The organism is Microbacterium sp. Cr-K20 (genome assembly GCF_000708325.1).
Lineage (GTDB): Bacteria > Actinomycetota > Actinomycetes > Actinomycetales > Microbacteriaceae > Microbacterium.
Genome location: NZ_JARE01000005.1, coordinates 1 through 13,353, shown reverse-complemented (window position 1 = coordinate 13,353; position 13,353 = coordinate 1). Strand labels below are relative to the sequence as shown.

Sequence of the window (13,353 nt, the reverse complement as noted above, 5' to 3'; positions counted from 1 at the left end):
GACGAGGTCGCCGACGCCGCGTCCGACCGGCTCCGGATCCCTCGGGGAACACTGCAGACGCTGCTGGCGGGACCTCTTCCCACCGACGACGCCGCCCTGGTCGACTTCGCTCGGCGTCTCGACGAGCTCGAGGCGGCCGTGGAGACCAGCACCCGCCGACCGACCATCCATCCCACAGAAGCCGAGGGAACCACGTGACCGTTGAGAACCACTCCACCGACGACGCCGCGCTTCGTCAGGCCATGCACCGGGTGCGCACCGAGGTCGACAAGGCGGTCATCGGCCAGGCCGGCACCGTCACCGGCCTCCTCGTCTCGCTGCTCGCACGCGGCCATGTGCTCCTGGAAGGAGTGCCCGGCGTCGCCAAGACGTTGGTGGTCCGCTCGTTCGCCCGCGCCCTCGGCCTCGACACGAAACGCGTGCAGTTCACGCCGGACCTGATGCCGGGCGACGTCACGGGTTCCCTCGTGTACGACGCACGCACGGGTGAGTTCGACTTCCGTGCCGGCCCGGTCTTCACGAACATCCTGCTCGCGGACGAGATCAACCGGACGCCGCCGAAGACGCAGGCCGCCCTCCTCGAAGCCATGGAGGAGCGCCAGGTTTCGGCCGACGGCGTCAGCCGCTCGCTGCCCGACCCCTTCCTCGTCGCCGCGACGCAGAACCCGATCGAACACGAGGGCACGTACTCGCTGCCGGAAGCGCAGTTGGATCGCTTCCTGATGAAGCTCGTCGTCGGTATGCCGGAACGCGATGCCGAGGTGTCGGTGCTCCGCCGGCACGCCGAGGGCTTCTCCCCGCGCGAGCTGACCGGCGTCGAGGCCGTGGTCTCTGCGGACGAGATCCGCGCGGCGCAGCAGGCAGCCGCCTCGGTGGACGTCACCGACGACGTGCTCGGCTACGTCGTCGATCTGGCGCGAGCGACGAGGCAGTCCCCCTCCGTGGAACTCGGTGCCAGCCCGCGTGCGTCGACCGGCCTCCTCGCCGCGGCCAAGGCCTGGGCGTGGTTGAACGCCTCCACCGCGGTGACCCCCGATCATGTGCAGACGATGCTGGTGCCCGTATGGCGGCACCGGCTCCAGCTGCGGCCCGACGCCCAGATGGAGGGCGTCTCCGCAGACGCGGTGCTCACCTCGGTGGTGCAGCAGACCAGGGTGCCGATCTAGGTGTTCATCACCGGTCGTCTCGCCGTCGCTCTCGCCGTCGGCGTCGTCCCGCTGGTCCTCGCCGGGCTCGCGGGCTACCCGGCGTACGCGGTGCTGGGCGCCTGGATCGGCCTGTGCCTGCTGCTGGTCGTCGTGGACATCGCCCTCGCTGCCAGCGCCCGATCGGTGACGGTGAGCCGCCGGGTTCCGAAGCGCGCCCGACTCGGCGAACAGGTCCCGGTGAGTGTCGCCGTGCACAACCACGGCACCAGGGCGCTGCACGCGGTGCTCCGCGACGCCTGGCAGCCCACGGCCGGTGCTCCTGCAGAGAGACAGCAGCTGCAGGTCGCCCCGGGCGAGCGAGGCCGCGTCGCCATCCCCCTCACCCCCCGCCGACGCGGCGAACTGGTGAGCGAGTTCGTGATGATCCGCTCCCGCGGGCCCCTCGGCCTCGCCGGTCGGCAGGCACGGCATCCGGTCCGCGGCGCGATCCGGGTGCTTCCCGCCTTCACCTCGCGAAAGCACCTGCCCTCGCGCCTGGCGCGACTGCGCGAGCTGGACGGCAACACGAGCATCCAGGTCCGCGGCCAGGGAACCGAATTCGACTCGTTGCGCGAGTACGTCCGGGGCGACGACGTGCGTTCGATCGACTGGCGCGCGACCGCCCGCGCCGGCACCACGATGCTGCGCACCTGGCGCCCCGAACGCGACCGGCATGTCGTCATCATCATCGACACCGGTCGGACGGCGGCCGCACGCGTCGGCGACGGCACCCGCGTCGACGCCGCTCTCGAAGCGGCGCTGCTGCTGGCTGCACTCGCCGCTCGCGCGGGTGACCACGTGCATCTGCTGATGTACGACCGCGTGGTGCGCGGCCGGGTCACCGGCGTGGACGGCGCGGCACTCCTGCCGGCGATGAGCGACGCCATGGCGCCCGTGGACGCGCGCCTGGTGGACACGGACTGGCACGGTGCCTTCGCCGCCGTGCGCACGCTCACCACGCGGCCTTCTCTGATCGTCGTGCTGACCGCGCAGGACGCGGCAGAATCCGCTCGAGGGTTCCTCGGCGCCTTCCCGAACGCGTCACGTGCGACCACCGTGCTCGTCGGATCGGTCACCGATGACGGCATCGCTGCGCTGGCGCGCGAACGCGGTTCCCGCGAAGAGGTCTATCTCGCTGCCGCGGCGGAGCGGACGCTTCGTGACGCCGAGAACGTCGCGGATGCGATCCGCAGAGCCGGTGGCGAGGCGATCGCCGCCGACCCGGAACAGCTTCCGCCCCGCATCGCCGACCGCTACCTGGAGCTGAAGGCGGCGGGCCGGCTCTGACGACTGCTGTCCTCGACCCGTCCGCGGTCAGCCGGCGATGAGGCGCGGCGTCCCGGCTTCGTACTCGACGAGGTCGCCCGTCTCGCCCCGTCGATGCGCGCGGCCGCCGACGACGAGCATGTAGATGAGGAACACGGCCAGGGCGGCAGCGCCGATGCCGATCTTCACCGGCCACGGCAGCCCCCAACCGGTGACGAAACCCTCGACGAGTCCGGCGAGGAACAGGGCGAACACGAGGCCGAGAGCGACCGTCGCGAGTGAGCGCCCCTCTTCGGCCAGCGCTTCCCCACGGGTACGGTGCCCCGGAGCCACCCAGGCCCAGAACACGTGCAGACCGGCGGCCGCTGCGACGAAGATGCAGGTCATCTCGAGCATGCCGTGCGGAAGGATGTAGAGCACCATCAGATCGGCCTTGTCGTGCGCAGCCATCACCGCGCCCGACGTACCGAGGCCCATGGCGTTCTGCACGAGCATGTACACCGGCCAGATCCCCGTGACGCCGAAGAGCACGCACTGCATGGCGATCCAGGCATTGTTGGTCCAGACCATGCCCATGAACTCGGCAGCGGGGTTCTCGGTGTAGTAACCGGTGAAACTCTCGTCGGCGTACTGTTCGAGCAGGTCGGGCGGGCCGAGTGTCGCGATGAGGGCAGGGTCGCTCGCGATCCACGCCGCTGTGCCGACCGCGACGGCGATGAAGGCGACCGCGATGACCAGTGTCGTCCACCGCAAGCGGTACAGGGCGGCCGGAAGCTGCAGACGGAAGAACCGCGCGGTCTGGGTCAGGATGCTGTCGGATGCTCCGGTGAGGCGCAGCCGGGCGCGGACCAGGATCGTGGAGAGGTAGGCACCCTGCGGAGAGTCGCCGACCGACGTCTTCAGCTCGGCGAGATCTGCAGAGGCGGCGCGGTACCGCACGATCAGTTCGTCCACCCCGGCGCCGTCGAGCCGGGCGCGGCTGAGTTCCTCGAGCCGTTCCCATTCCGCACGGCGAGCATCGGTCAGCGCATCGGCATCCACCTGATTTACTGTACTCATGTCCGTCCCGATCGACGTCTCCGACGAGGTGCTCTCCGGCGAGGCCGTCGCGATCGACGTGCAGCCGGTCGGCTTCCTGCTCCGCGCGCTGGGTGCCGCGATCGACATGCTCCTCGGATATGCGGTGTTCATCCTCTGGCTCTTCCTGCGCATCTGGCTGCTCGATGCCGGGGTGCTCAGCGATGCCACCGACCGCATCGCCACGGTCGCGGCGATCGTCGTGAGCTTCGTGGTGCTTCCCATCACGATGGAGGTCACCCTGAAGGGCCGCAGCCTCGGCAAGCTCGCCGTCGGAGGGCGGATCGTCCGCGTGGACGGCGGCGCCGCCGGGTTCCGGCACGCGTTCATCAGGGCGCTCCTCGGTGTCCTGGAGATCTACATGACCTTCGGCGGCATCGCGGTGCTCACGGGTGCCTTCACGGCGCGATCGCAGCGTCTGGGCGACCTGGTCGCCGGCACCTACAGCCAGCGCGTCCGCACGCCGGCACTCCCCACTCACGTGCCGGTGCTGCCCCCTGCCCTCGCCGGCTGGGCGCAGATCGCCGATGTGGCGCGCATGCCCGACCGGCTCGCGCGCCGGATCTCGCAGTTCCTCGTGAGCGCGCCGCGGATGGTCCCCGCCGCTCGAGCGCGGGTGGCGCACGACCTGCTCGCCGAGGCCACACCCTTCGTCTCCCCGATGCCGAGCGCGCCACCGGAACAGGTGCTCGTCGGCATCACGGTGCTGCGGCGGGAGCGCGAGCGCCGCGCGCTGGAGAACGCCGACCGTCGAGCCGAGCGGCTCACCGGCCGACGCGTCGGGGTCTGATCCGTCGCAGCGCGACCCTCGGTCGCGCGATCGATCAGTAGCGGTAGTGCTCGAGCTTGTACGGTCCGTCCACCGGAACGCCGATGTACGCCGCCTGCTCGTCGCTGAGAGTCGTGAGCTGCACTCCCAGTGCGTCGAGGTGGAGGCGTGCGACCTTCTCGTCGAGCGCCTTCGGCAGGACGTACACGCCCGTGGGGTAGGCGGCGATGTTCGTGTAGAGCTCCAGCTGGGCGAGCACCTGGTTGGTGAATGAGGCGCTCATGACGAACGACGGATGCCCCGTGGCGTTGCCGAGGTTCATCAGTCGCCCCTCGCTGAGCACCAGGACGCTGCGTCCGCTCGGCAGACGCCACTCGTGCACCTGCGGCTTGATCTCGATCTTCTCGACGCCCTCGATGGCTTCGAGGCCCGCCATGTCGATCTCGTTGTCGAAGTGGCCGACGTTCGCGACGATCGCGAGGTGCTTCAGCGCCTGGAGGTGCTCGGTCGTGACGACATCGCGATTGCCGGTGCCGGTCACCACGATGTCGACCTCGCCGGCGACGTCGATCAGGCGTGCCACCTGGAAACCGTCCATCGCCGCCTGCAGCGCGCAGATCGGGTCGACCTCGCTGACGATCACCCTGGCGCCCTGTCCGCGGAGCGCCTCGGCTGCGCCCTTGCCCACGTCGCCGTACCCGCACACGAAGGCGACCTTGCCACCCATGAGCACGTCGGTCGCGCGGTTCAGCCCATCCGGGAGCGAGTGACGGATACCGTACTTGTTGTCGAACTTGCTCTTGGTCACCGAGTCGTTGACGTTGATGGCCGGGAAGAGCAGCTCCCCGGATGCGGCGAGCTCATAGAGACGATGCACGCCGGTGGTGGTCTCCTCCGTCACCCCGATGAGCCCCGCCGCGACCTTCGTCCAGCGATCGGTCGACGACGCGAGCGACCTGCGCAGCAGATCGAGGATGACCGAGTACTCGTGCGAGTCGGAGTCCGTCGTCGCCGGGACCGCGCCCGCCTTCTCGAACTCGACGCCCTTGTGCACGAGCAGCGTGGCGTCGCCGCCGTCGTCGAGGATGAGGTTCGGACCGTCGAATCCCGTCGACGACCAGGCGAAGATGCGCTCGGTGCACGCCCAGTACTCCTCGAGCGTCTCCCCCTTCCAGGCGAAGACCGGCACGCCCGCCGGGGCGTCGACCGTACCGCCCGGGCCGACCACGACGGCGGCGGCCGCTTCGTCCTGAGTGGAGAAGATGTTGCAGCTCGCCCACCGCACCTCCGCGCCGAGCGCCACGAGCGTCTCGATGAGCACCGCCGTCTGCACGGTCATGTGCAGCGAGCCGGCGATCCTGGCGCCCTTCAGCGGCTGCGCCGCACCGAACTCCTCCCGGAGGGACATCAATCCCGGCATCTCGTTCTCGGCGAGGCGCAGCTGGTGACGGCCGGCTTCGGCGAGGGACAGGTCGGCGACGCGGTACTCGAGCTCAGGCATCCTCACATTCTTCCACCCGACGCCGCCCGCCCGGTGTGTGCGTCAGAAGCGGATCGCGTCGATCACCTTCACCCGCAGCGCGACGAGAGCGGGGATGAAACCCGACACCGCGCCGACGATCACCGAGGCGACGAGTCCGATGAGTGCAGCCCGCATCGGGAACGGCGGCACGTCCTGGATGCCGTAGAACATCGAGGTGACTATCCAGTCCGAGCGCAGCACCGCGACGACGATCGCGATCCCGATCACTCCGGCGACCGTCGTGGCGACGAGACTCTCCAGGAACACGGCGAAGAACACCCGCCCCGAACTGGCGCCGAAAGCACGTCGGACCCCGATCTCACGCACGCGCTGACGCATGGCGACCAGCTGGATGTTGATCAGGCTCAGGGCCCCGAGCGCGAGGATCAGGGCGGCGATTCCGCCCGTGATCATCTCGAACGTGGCCTGCGCATCCATGGCGCCCGATTGAGCCGCCCAGTCGGTGCGGCTCACCGAGATCGTCTGCCCCTCCGGCAGCCCTGCGCGCAGATCCATCGCCAGCACCGGTCCGATCTGGTCAGCCTGCTGAGCGCCCACCCAGACCTCGTACTGGGTCGTCGCATCCGGCGGCAGGGCGTCCACGCGAGAGCGATACGCATCGTAGAGCAGGTCGACCCGCAGTTCCTCGTCGCCGAAGCCCTGCCGCGGGACGATGCCGATCACCTGATAGGTGCCCCCGGCCGGACCATCGAACACGACGGTCGGATGCTGCGTCAGGGGCACGCGTCCCAGACGCTCCCACAGCGCCTCCGTGATGACCACCGGCGGGGCCATGGCCTCCAGATCGGAGTCGAGGAACCAGCGCCCCTCGAGAAGCTGCTCGCGGTGGATCTGGGAGTAGGCGGGGTCCATGATGCGGGCGGGTACCGGAGTGACGCCCTCTGGCAGCTGCGCGTCCAGCATCACCCCCTGCGCGATGCGCGCCGTATGGCTGAAACCGAATCGCTCCGAGACACGGCTGAAGCGGGCGTCGAAGTCATCGGCGTCCACGGGGGTGCCGTCGGCAGTGCTCGCGGCGACGACGATGGTGGCCGCGCGCCCTCCCCAGCGGTCGGACTGCTCCGCCTGGAACTGGCGCTGATACTCCGAGATCGCCACGACCGCGGTGAGCGCTCCGACGGATACAGCGATGCCGATCAGACTGAGCAGCACACGGAGCTTGTGCACCCGGATCTCGGCCCACGCATCGGAGAGCGCGCCGAGGAAGCCGGTCACGACACGACCTCGGATGCGGGCGCCGCTGCCACGGGCGGCGCCGGCGCCACGGTCACGGGCGGTGCCGGAGCGGAGGGCACGGAAGCCGCGAGGGTCGAGGCTTCGAACGCGCGACTGAGGTCCGCGGTCTCCAGGCGTCCGGCATCCAGGCGGTAGTGCCGGCGCGCGCGGGCCGCGACGTGGAGGTCGTGCGTGATGGTGACCAGCGCGGCGTCCGTCTCCGTGGCGACCTCGTCGAGGAGCGACATGACGGATGCGCCGGTGTCGATGTCGAGCGCGCCCGTCGGCTCGTCCGCGAGGATCAACACGGGCCTGCGCACCAGTGCCCTGGCGATCGCGACCCGCTGCTGCTCACCGCCGGAGAGCTTGTCGGCGATCTGCCCGACCCTGTGCCCGAGTCCCACCCGCTCGAGCATGTCCGCGGCGATCTGCCGACGGTTCCAGAACACCTTCCCCTTCGCGTGGCCGAGGGGCATCATCACGTTGTCGAGTGCGGTGCGCCCCGGCAGCAGGTTGAACTGCTGGAAGACGAAGCCGACATTGTCGCCGCGCAGCCGGTCCAGACGCCCCGACCGCATGCGACGAACCTCCCGCCCCTCGAACGACACCGAGCCCGACGTCGGCGAGTCCAGCATCCCGAGGATGTTGAGCAGCGTCGACTTGCCGGAGCCGGAGCGGCCGACGATCGACACATGGTCACCGGCACCGACCTCGAGCGTGATGCCGCGGAGGATCTCGAGCCGCGAATCGTCTGCCAGGAGGACGCTCTTGGTGACGTCCTCCAGAGCGACCAGACTCACCAGCTCATCCCGCTGTCGCACTGCTCCACGCCCGGCGAGACCTCGTAGCAGAACTCCTCGACCGGAGCGACGAAGCCCGGCACGAACTGACGGATGCTCTCGCCCTCCTCCAGACCCTCGGTGACCTCGACGATCGTCCCGTCGTTCACACCGAGCTTCACCGCGCGCTCCTCGGGTTCTGCCCCGTCGGCCGCATCGACCCACACGTTCCCGGAGCCCGCGCCGCCCTGGACGGCGGTGACCGGGATCACGAGCGCGTCCTCGACCTGGCCGAGGGCCAGGTCCATCGTCGCGGGGAGTCCGGCGAACACGGTCTGGCCGGCGGGGATGGCGCAGCGCACGCTCGCGGTGCCCTCTGCCGTCACCTGCACACGGACGCCGGTGCAGGCGAACGGTGCCGGACCACCCGTGATGGTGACCGTGCCCTCGGTCGGCGCGTTGACGAGGCGGTACAGCTGCACAGGGTCGACGGTCGCGAGGAGGTGGTACCGCGCGGGGGTGAGACTGAAGATCTCGGTGCCCACCGAGGTCGGCTGCCCCTTCACGAGCGCGATCTCGGACACGTCGCCGGCCTCGGGCGCGAGCACATCGATGTCCTTGCGGGGATCTTCCTGACGGATGGTGAACAGCTTCTGGCCGGCCGACACCGCGGCGCCCTCACTCACGTGGACGGCGGTGACCGTGCCGTCGATTTCGCTGCGAACCGCGAAGATCTCATCGCGCGCGACGTTGCCGGTCAGGCTCAGCGCATTCACGACGGATCCGCGCTCCACCGCCACGATCGGGTCGGTGATCGTCGCTTCCGGGCTGACCATGCTCTCGGCTCGGTCAGGGAAGAAAGCGATCTTGACGAGTGCTGCGGCGCACGCGCCGATGACCACGACGAGAAGCAGGGGGAAGATCCAGCGACGCCAGACGATCACGAGTGCCTTTCCGGCAGCGCCGCCCTGGCACGCCTGGAGTCAGCGTACCCAAAAAATGATTTCCGGGTATAGCAAAGGTGACCGCGTGTCGGGGGCCTTCGTCAGGCCCGAAGCGCCTCGTGCCGCACGACGAGCCAGCCCGCGGGCACCGAGAGCCGATCGGCGTGCGGGGAGCACAGATCATGCGCCTGCGGGTCGTTCGCGGCGCCGAGCGGACCGAGCGCCGCCATCTTGTCCCCATAGTCGTAGGTGAGGGTGGCCACGGCTTCTCGCGCGCAGCCGACCTTCGAGCACAGTCGTCCATCCATCTCCGCCAGCGTACGGTCGTGCGCATCCGAGCCGGGGATGCCGCGCCGCACACGTCGGCACGGCCTAGACTTTCGACATGCCCCGTCGCCGCACCGCTCACGCCCCCGCCGCACCACGGCGCGGCGCGCGGCACGGCCGCCACGGGCGTCTCGGTCGCAGCGAAGTCGTGCGCCCGCCGCTCGCGCCGCTCGACGGCCGTCTCGATCGCTTCGACCTGACCGTGGGCACTGCCGTCGAGTTCCTACGCGGGACGTGGCCAGAGCTGCAGGACGTCAGGTTCGAGATCGGGGCGATCCCCGCATTCGACGCGGCCGATGCGGTACCGCGCTGGTACCTCGATCGGGAGAATCGGCGCATCGTGCTGTTCCGGCTGCCCATCGAGCGGCTCCTGCCCCCGGGGCACGACGACGCTCCGCACCGCCGGATGGCGATCGAGAGCGCCGTGTTCCGGGCCGCCGCGGAGTACGTCGGCCGTGAGCCGTGGGACCTCGGCCACGAGCACTGAGCTCGCGGGGTCTTCACCCCCGGGAACTGATCAGGGGTAGACCGCGATCGCCTTCTCGACACCGGCACTCGGCTGCACCGGCAGCACGGCGAGCGCGCCCGGAGCGGTGAGCGCGACCGCGGCGTGCACCGGGCCCGTCGACTGCATCCGATAGGTCGCACCGGGCTCGACATCGATCCCGGCCGTCGCGCCTGCGGCGATCAGGACTTCCTGGGATGCTCCGCCGTCGAGCGGCTCGATCGTCACCGTGGCGTCCTCATCCGACGAGTTCGCCAGCTGGAGTCGTCCCGGCGGACCCGACGGCACCGCGAACACCACCTCGCCGTCGACCTCCGGTGCCGGGGTGACCCACGCGAAGTCGGCATCACGGCCGAAGCCGTCCTGCTGGCGCAGCGCGGCCACGACCGGTTCCTCCGAATCGACCTCGACGGTGTAGCGGCCGGGTTCGAGACCGCTCAGCGAGACCTGAGCGGGGAGATCGGGTTCGAGCGGAACCGTGAACTCGTCCGCTGCAGAACCGGCGCCCTCCGCGACGACCCGGACCTGAACACGTGCGTCCGCACCGGGCGAGAGCAGGCGCAGAACCGCCATCTCGTCGTCGTCCCCGTCAGAGGCGAACACCTCCACTCCGGTGAGCACCAACTTCTGCTGCGCGCCGGGCACCGCGTCCTGCAGGTCCATGCCGGCGGGGTCGAGCACCTGGGTGAGCGACGACTGCAGCACCGCACGGACCGGAGCCCCGGTCGCATCGACGCGGACGACGGGCGCGGTGTCGCCGGCGGCGATCGACGTGAGCGGCAGCGCGGTCTGCGTGCGCGCGGGCACGATGACCGTGCGTGCGCTTCTGGTCTCGCCGTAGACCGACAGCGTCACGGTCGAGGGGACCTCCGCGGCATTGGTCAGGGTGACGATGTCCTCGGTGCCGGTGGCGGTGCTCCCGCCGACGAGCCAGGAACTCAGTCGGGGAACTCCACAGGCGGCGGCCGCGAATCCGGAGAGGTCGTCCGTGGCGAGAGTGATCGACTCCGCGGCGGCGATCAACGGTGCTGAGCGTCCTTCCACAGCGCCCGTGAGAACGCGCACCTCGCCCGCGTCGGGAAGATCCTGCACCGTCAGACCCGCCGAGGACGGATCGCCCGACGTTCCGCCAGCCGTGAGGGTCGGCGACCCCGCAGAGCTCAGCGCCAGCGGATCCATGGCGTCCCGTCCGAGCGCGCGCAGGTCGCCGTTGCACACCAGGACGCTGTCTCCGGGGAGCGGCGTGACGTCGACGCGAGCGGCATCATGCCGGATGACCGGCCACGGTGCGTGGACCGCGGCGACGATCCCGACGACGCAGGCGGCGATGACGGCGACTCCGGTGGCGAGGCGAGCACCCGTCGCGGCGACCTTGAATGCACGCGAACCACTCATCGGTCCCCCTCCCCTGTCGTCTCGGCTCTCTCGTCGTCGCCCCCGTCGGATTCCGCGTCGACGGATTCCGAAGGCTCCTCGGCAATGGGATCGGGCTCGGCGATCGGAACCAGCGCCTCGTCGTTCAGCGCGGCCTCGTCCTGCGGCTCCTCGATCGCTCCGACCGGCGTCTGCTCCTCGAGCGAGACCTGGTCCTCCGCGTGCCGAGGCAGGATCATCGGCTCATCCGGCGCGCGGCCGACGATGCGGGATTGCGCTCGCGCCGCGCGACGCGAAGCCCTGGTCGGGATCGACAGCAGCAGCGCCACGAGGACGGCCAGCAGCTGGATCGTCAACACGAGGCGAGCGGTTCCCTCCTGAGCGGGAGTCAGTGTCGGTGGCGCAGCGATCTCGGCCTCCAGACGCCAGAGCACTCCGCGATCGCTCTCGCCTGCATGAACCAGGCCGGCACGCTGATCGATCGAGGCGACGGCCGCGGTGCGCAGAGCGCGAGCCTTGTCTCCTTCGCTCCCGGACAGCTCCGAGAGCAGCACGTAGCTGATCCCCTTCGCAGCCAGCTCGCCCGGAGCATCGAAGTCGCGGGCGGAGAGGAGATCGACGGCGAGCGTCGCGATGTCGTCCCCCTGCGGCTCGACGGCGGTCGAGACCATCGTGGTCTGGGATCCGAGCGTCTCGCTCGCCCCCCAGACCACCTCGACCGCGAGTCCTCCGTCGTTCTGCGGAGTCATCACGAGCGTCGCGAGAGGACGGTCCCCTGCGGCTTGGGCGGCGACGTAGGCGGGCAGCGTCGATTCGGGGCCGTTCGTGAGGACCGACCGACCCAGGTGGAGGGCGCTGAGCGCCGGTACGGCACAGATTCCGAGCGCCACCGCTGCGACGACGGCGGAGAGGACCCGCAGCCTCGGAAGCGTGATGGCGGTGTCCAGCGTGACGAGCGCGGCCCCCACGACCCCGACCCAGGCCAGGCTGAGCCCTGCGCCGGGCCAGATCGCCACTCCGGTGCCCTGCGCGAAGCTCACCGTGATGCCGACGGCGAGGAACGCCGTCGCGAGGCCTGCCAGAGCGACGACGAGCAGTGTGATGCCCGCGCGCCACCGGGGGGCGACGGCCGCGCCGAGGGCGAGCAGAGCCATCGGCGCACACAGCACCGGAGCCCACGCAGCGATCGGCGCGGGAACGAACCACGACCACCCCGCGAGGTCCATGGTGGGGAATCCGGTGGCGAGCGCCAGCCGACCCGCGGCGTCGGCGGACGCCTGTGGTCCCGCCCACACCAGTCCGGGATCGCCCAGGATCGCCAACGGCGTCCCGTGTGCGAGCTGCCAGAAGACGAGTGGAGCGAACAGTGCGGCCGTCGGCACGAGGAGCCACAGCAGACGTCCGGCCCCACGGAACTGCGCGGTGCCGAGCACGATACCCACCGCCACGACCCACAGCAGCGCGAGTGCGGGCGCCAACGACGGAGCGCAGGCGATCACGGCGGCGAGCAGGAGGGAGGCGCTTCCGGCCGCACCCCAGGAGCGGTGCGCCACCACGGCGGAATGGAAGAGCCATGGCAGCAGGAGGTGCACCAGCACGGCGCTCGGGCGGCCGTCGACGAGCGCAGTGAGGAAGGTGGGCGCCAGCGCCCACGCGACACCGGCGAAGATACGAAGCCCCGACCGGTCGGTCACTCGCGTCGCAGCGAACCAGCCTCCGAGGACGGCGAGCGGAAGCGCGAGAATCCACAGCAGCACCATCACGAACGACGGTCCGGCCGGCCACAGAGAGCCGAGCACAGCCACGACCGCGGCGAACGGGTCTGCCGGGCCGACGAGGCCGATCCCCGTGCCGCGAGCGCCCCACGCCGCATCGCTCCAGAGCGCCGAGACGGTCTGACGCAGCGGCAGGAGCGCGCCGCCGCCGAGGGCCGGCCACGCGAGCAGGGTCGTGAAGGAGGCGATGCTCACGACGAGCGCCGCGAGCACGGCCCAGGCACCGCCGCCGGAGAAGAAACGGAGTTCGCTGACGGCACCGCCTTCACTGCCATGCCCGTCATCGAGACGCCGGCGCAGATCGGACGACGTCACCCGCAACGGCGCGATGCTCGCCCAGGTGGAAGAGCGGAAGGCGCGGATGCGCGAGCGGGACCGCGCGACCGCACCGACGCGCAGCATCGCGGTGAGGGCCGCCCCCCACTCGGGGAGCACCGCTTCCGGCCGCTTGCCGACGAGATGCGTGATGGAGCGCCACAGCGCGAGCGGGAGCAGACTGAGCCAGTGCAGCGGCACCGCGCCCGCCGGGGCGTATGCGAGTCGCCGGTGCAACTGCGCCAGCCGGGTGACGTAGGCGCGACGGGATCGGCCG

The 13,353-nt window shown here is 70.5% G+C and carries 13 protein-coding genes; 5 read left to right on the top strand and 8 right to left on the bottom strand.

Annotated elements, in window-relative coordinates; translation table 11 throughout:
- The 3 genes from GZ67_RS20705 to GZ67_RS0101530 form a co-directional block, all read left to right on the top strand.
- The coding region (locus GZ67_RS20705) for a hypothetical protein (protein ID WP_029273733.1) at positions 1-198 on the top strand (198 nt) is incomplete at its 5' end.
- A gap of 44 nt (positions 199-242) precedes the next feature.
- Positions 243-1,166 (top strand): AAA family ATPase, encoded by a 924-nt coding sequence (locus GZ67_RS0101535; protein WP_231481667.1) that lies wholly within the window; start codon positions 243-245, stop codon positions 1,164-1,166.
- Entirely contained in the window at positions 1,167-2,474 is a 1,308-nt protein-coding gene (locus tag GZ67_RS0101530; RefSeq protein ID WP_029261971.1) for a DUF58 domain-containing protein, read from the top strand.
- A gap of 27 nt (positions 2,475-2,501) precedes the next feature.
- Here the strand turns inward: GZ67_RS0101530 and GZ67_RS0101525 are convergent, their stop codons facing one another.
- The gene (locus GZ67_RS0101525) at positions 2,502-3,494 is read right to left on the bottom strand and encodes a stage II sporulation protein M (protein WP_029261972.1); all 993 of its coding nucleotides are present in this window, start codon (positions 3,492-3,494) and stop codon (positions 2,502-2,504) included.
- Between the two features lie 16 nt (positions 3,495-3,510).
- Between GZ67_RS0101525 and GZ67_RS0101520 the strand changes: the two genes are divergently transcribed.
- Entirely contained in the window at positions 3,511-4,320 is an 810-nt protein-coding gene (locus GZ67_RS0101520; protein ID WP_029261973.1) for an RDD family protein, read from the top strand.
- A 34-nt stretch (positions 4,321-4,354) separates the two neighbouring features.
- On the opposite strand, the gene ahcY is transcribed toward GZ67_RS0101520, so the two are convergent.
- The 5 genes from ahcY to GZ67_RS0101495 form a co-directional block, all read right to left on the bottom strand.
- Positions 4,355-5,800: an adenosylhomocysteinase gene (ahcY, locus tag GZ67_RS0101515; protein ID WP_029261974.1), complete on the bottom strand. Its 1,446-nt coding sequence runs from the start codon at positions 5,798-5,800 to the stop codon at positions 4,355-4,357.
- A 42-nt stretch (positions 5,801-5,842) separates the two neighbouring features.
- On the bottom strand, positions 5,843-7,057 hold the full coding sequence (locus GZ67_RS0101510; RefSeq protein ID WP_029261975.1) for an ABC transporter permease: 1,215 nt from the start codon (positions 7,055-7,057) through the stop codon (positions 5,843-5,845).
- Positions 7,054-7,857 carry an ABC transporter ATP-binding protein gene (locus GZ67_RS0101505; RefSeq protein WP_081859840.1) on the bottom strand — a complete coding sequence of 268 codons (804 nt, stop codon included), beginning with the start codon at positions 7,855-7,857 and terminating at the stop codon, positions 7,054-7,056. Before GZ67_RS0101505 ends, GZ67_RS0101510 begins: the two co-directional genes overlap by 4 nt.
- Positions 7,854-8,780 carry an efflux RND transporter periplasmic adaptor subunit gene (locus GZ67_RS0101500; RefSeq protein WP_029261977.1) on the bottom strand — a complete coding sequence of 309 codons (927 nt, stop codon included), beginning with the start codon at positions 8,778-8,780 and terminating at the stop codon, positions 7,854-7,856. The genes GZ67_RS0101505 and GZ67_RS0101500 overlap by 4 nt, the downstream gene beginning before the upstream one ends.
- A gap of 101 nt (positions 8,781-8,881) precedes the next feature.
- Complete coding sequence (locus tag GZ67_RS0101495) at positions 8,882-9,088, bottom strand: DUF3499 family protein (protein ID WP_029261978.1); 207 nt, start codon at positions 9,086-9,088, stop codon at positions 8,882-8,884.
- A gap of 77 nt (positions 9,089-9,165) precedes the next feature.
- Between GZ67_RS0101495 and GZ67_RS0101490 the strand changes: the two genes are divergently transcribed.
- Positions 9,166-9,594 (top strand): hypothetical protein, encoded by a 429-nt coding sequence (locus GZ67_RS0101490; RefSeq protein WP_231481666.1) that lies wholly within the window; start codon positions 9,166-9,168, stop codon positions 9,592-9,594.
- Between the two features lie 30 nt (positions 9,595-9,624).
- Here the strand turns inward: GZ67_RS0101490 and GZ67_RS0101485 are convergent, their stop codons facing one another.
- Together GZ67_RS0101485 and GZ67_RS20700 are read right to left on the bottom strand one after the other, a co-directional pair.
- Positions 9,625-11,007 carry a DUF5719 family protein gene (locus tag GZ67_RS0101485; protein WP_029261980.1) on the bottom strand — a complete coding sequence of 461 codons (1,383 nt, stop codon included), beginning with the start codon at positions 11,005-11,007 and terminating at the stop codon, positions 9,625-9,627.
- A partial coding sequence (locus tag GZ67_RS20700; RefSeq protein WP_197024966.1) for a glycosyl transferase occupies positions 11,004-13,353 on the bottom strand: 2,350 nt, incomplete at its 5' end. The genes GZ67_RS0101485 and GZ67_RS20700, both read right to left, overlap by 4 nt.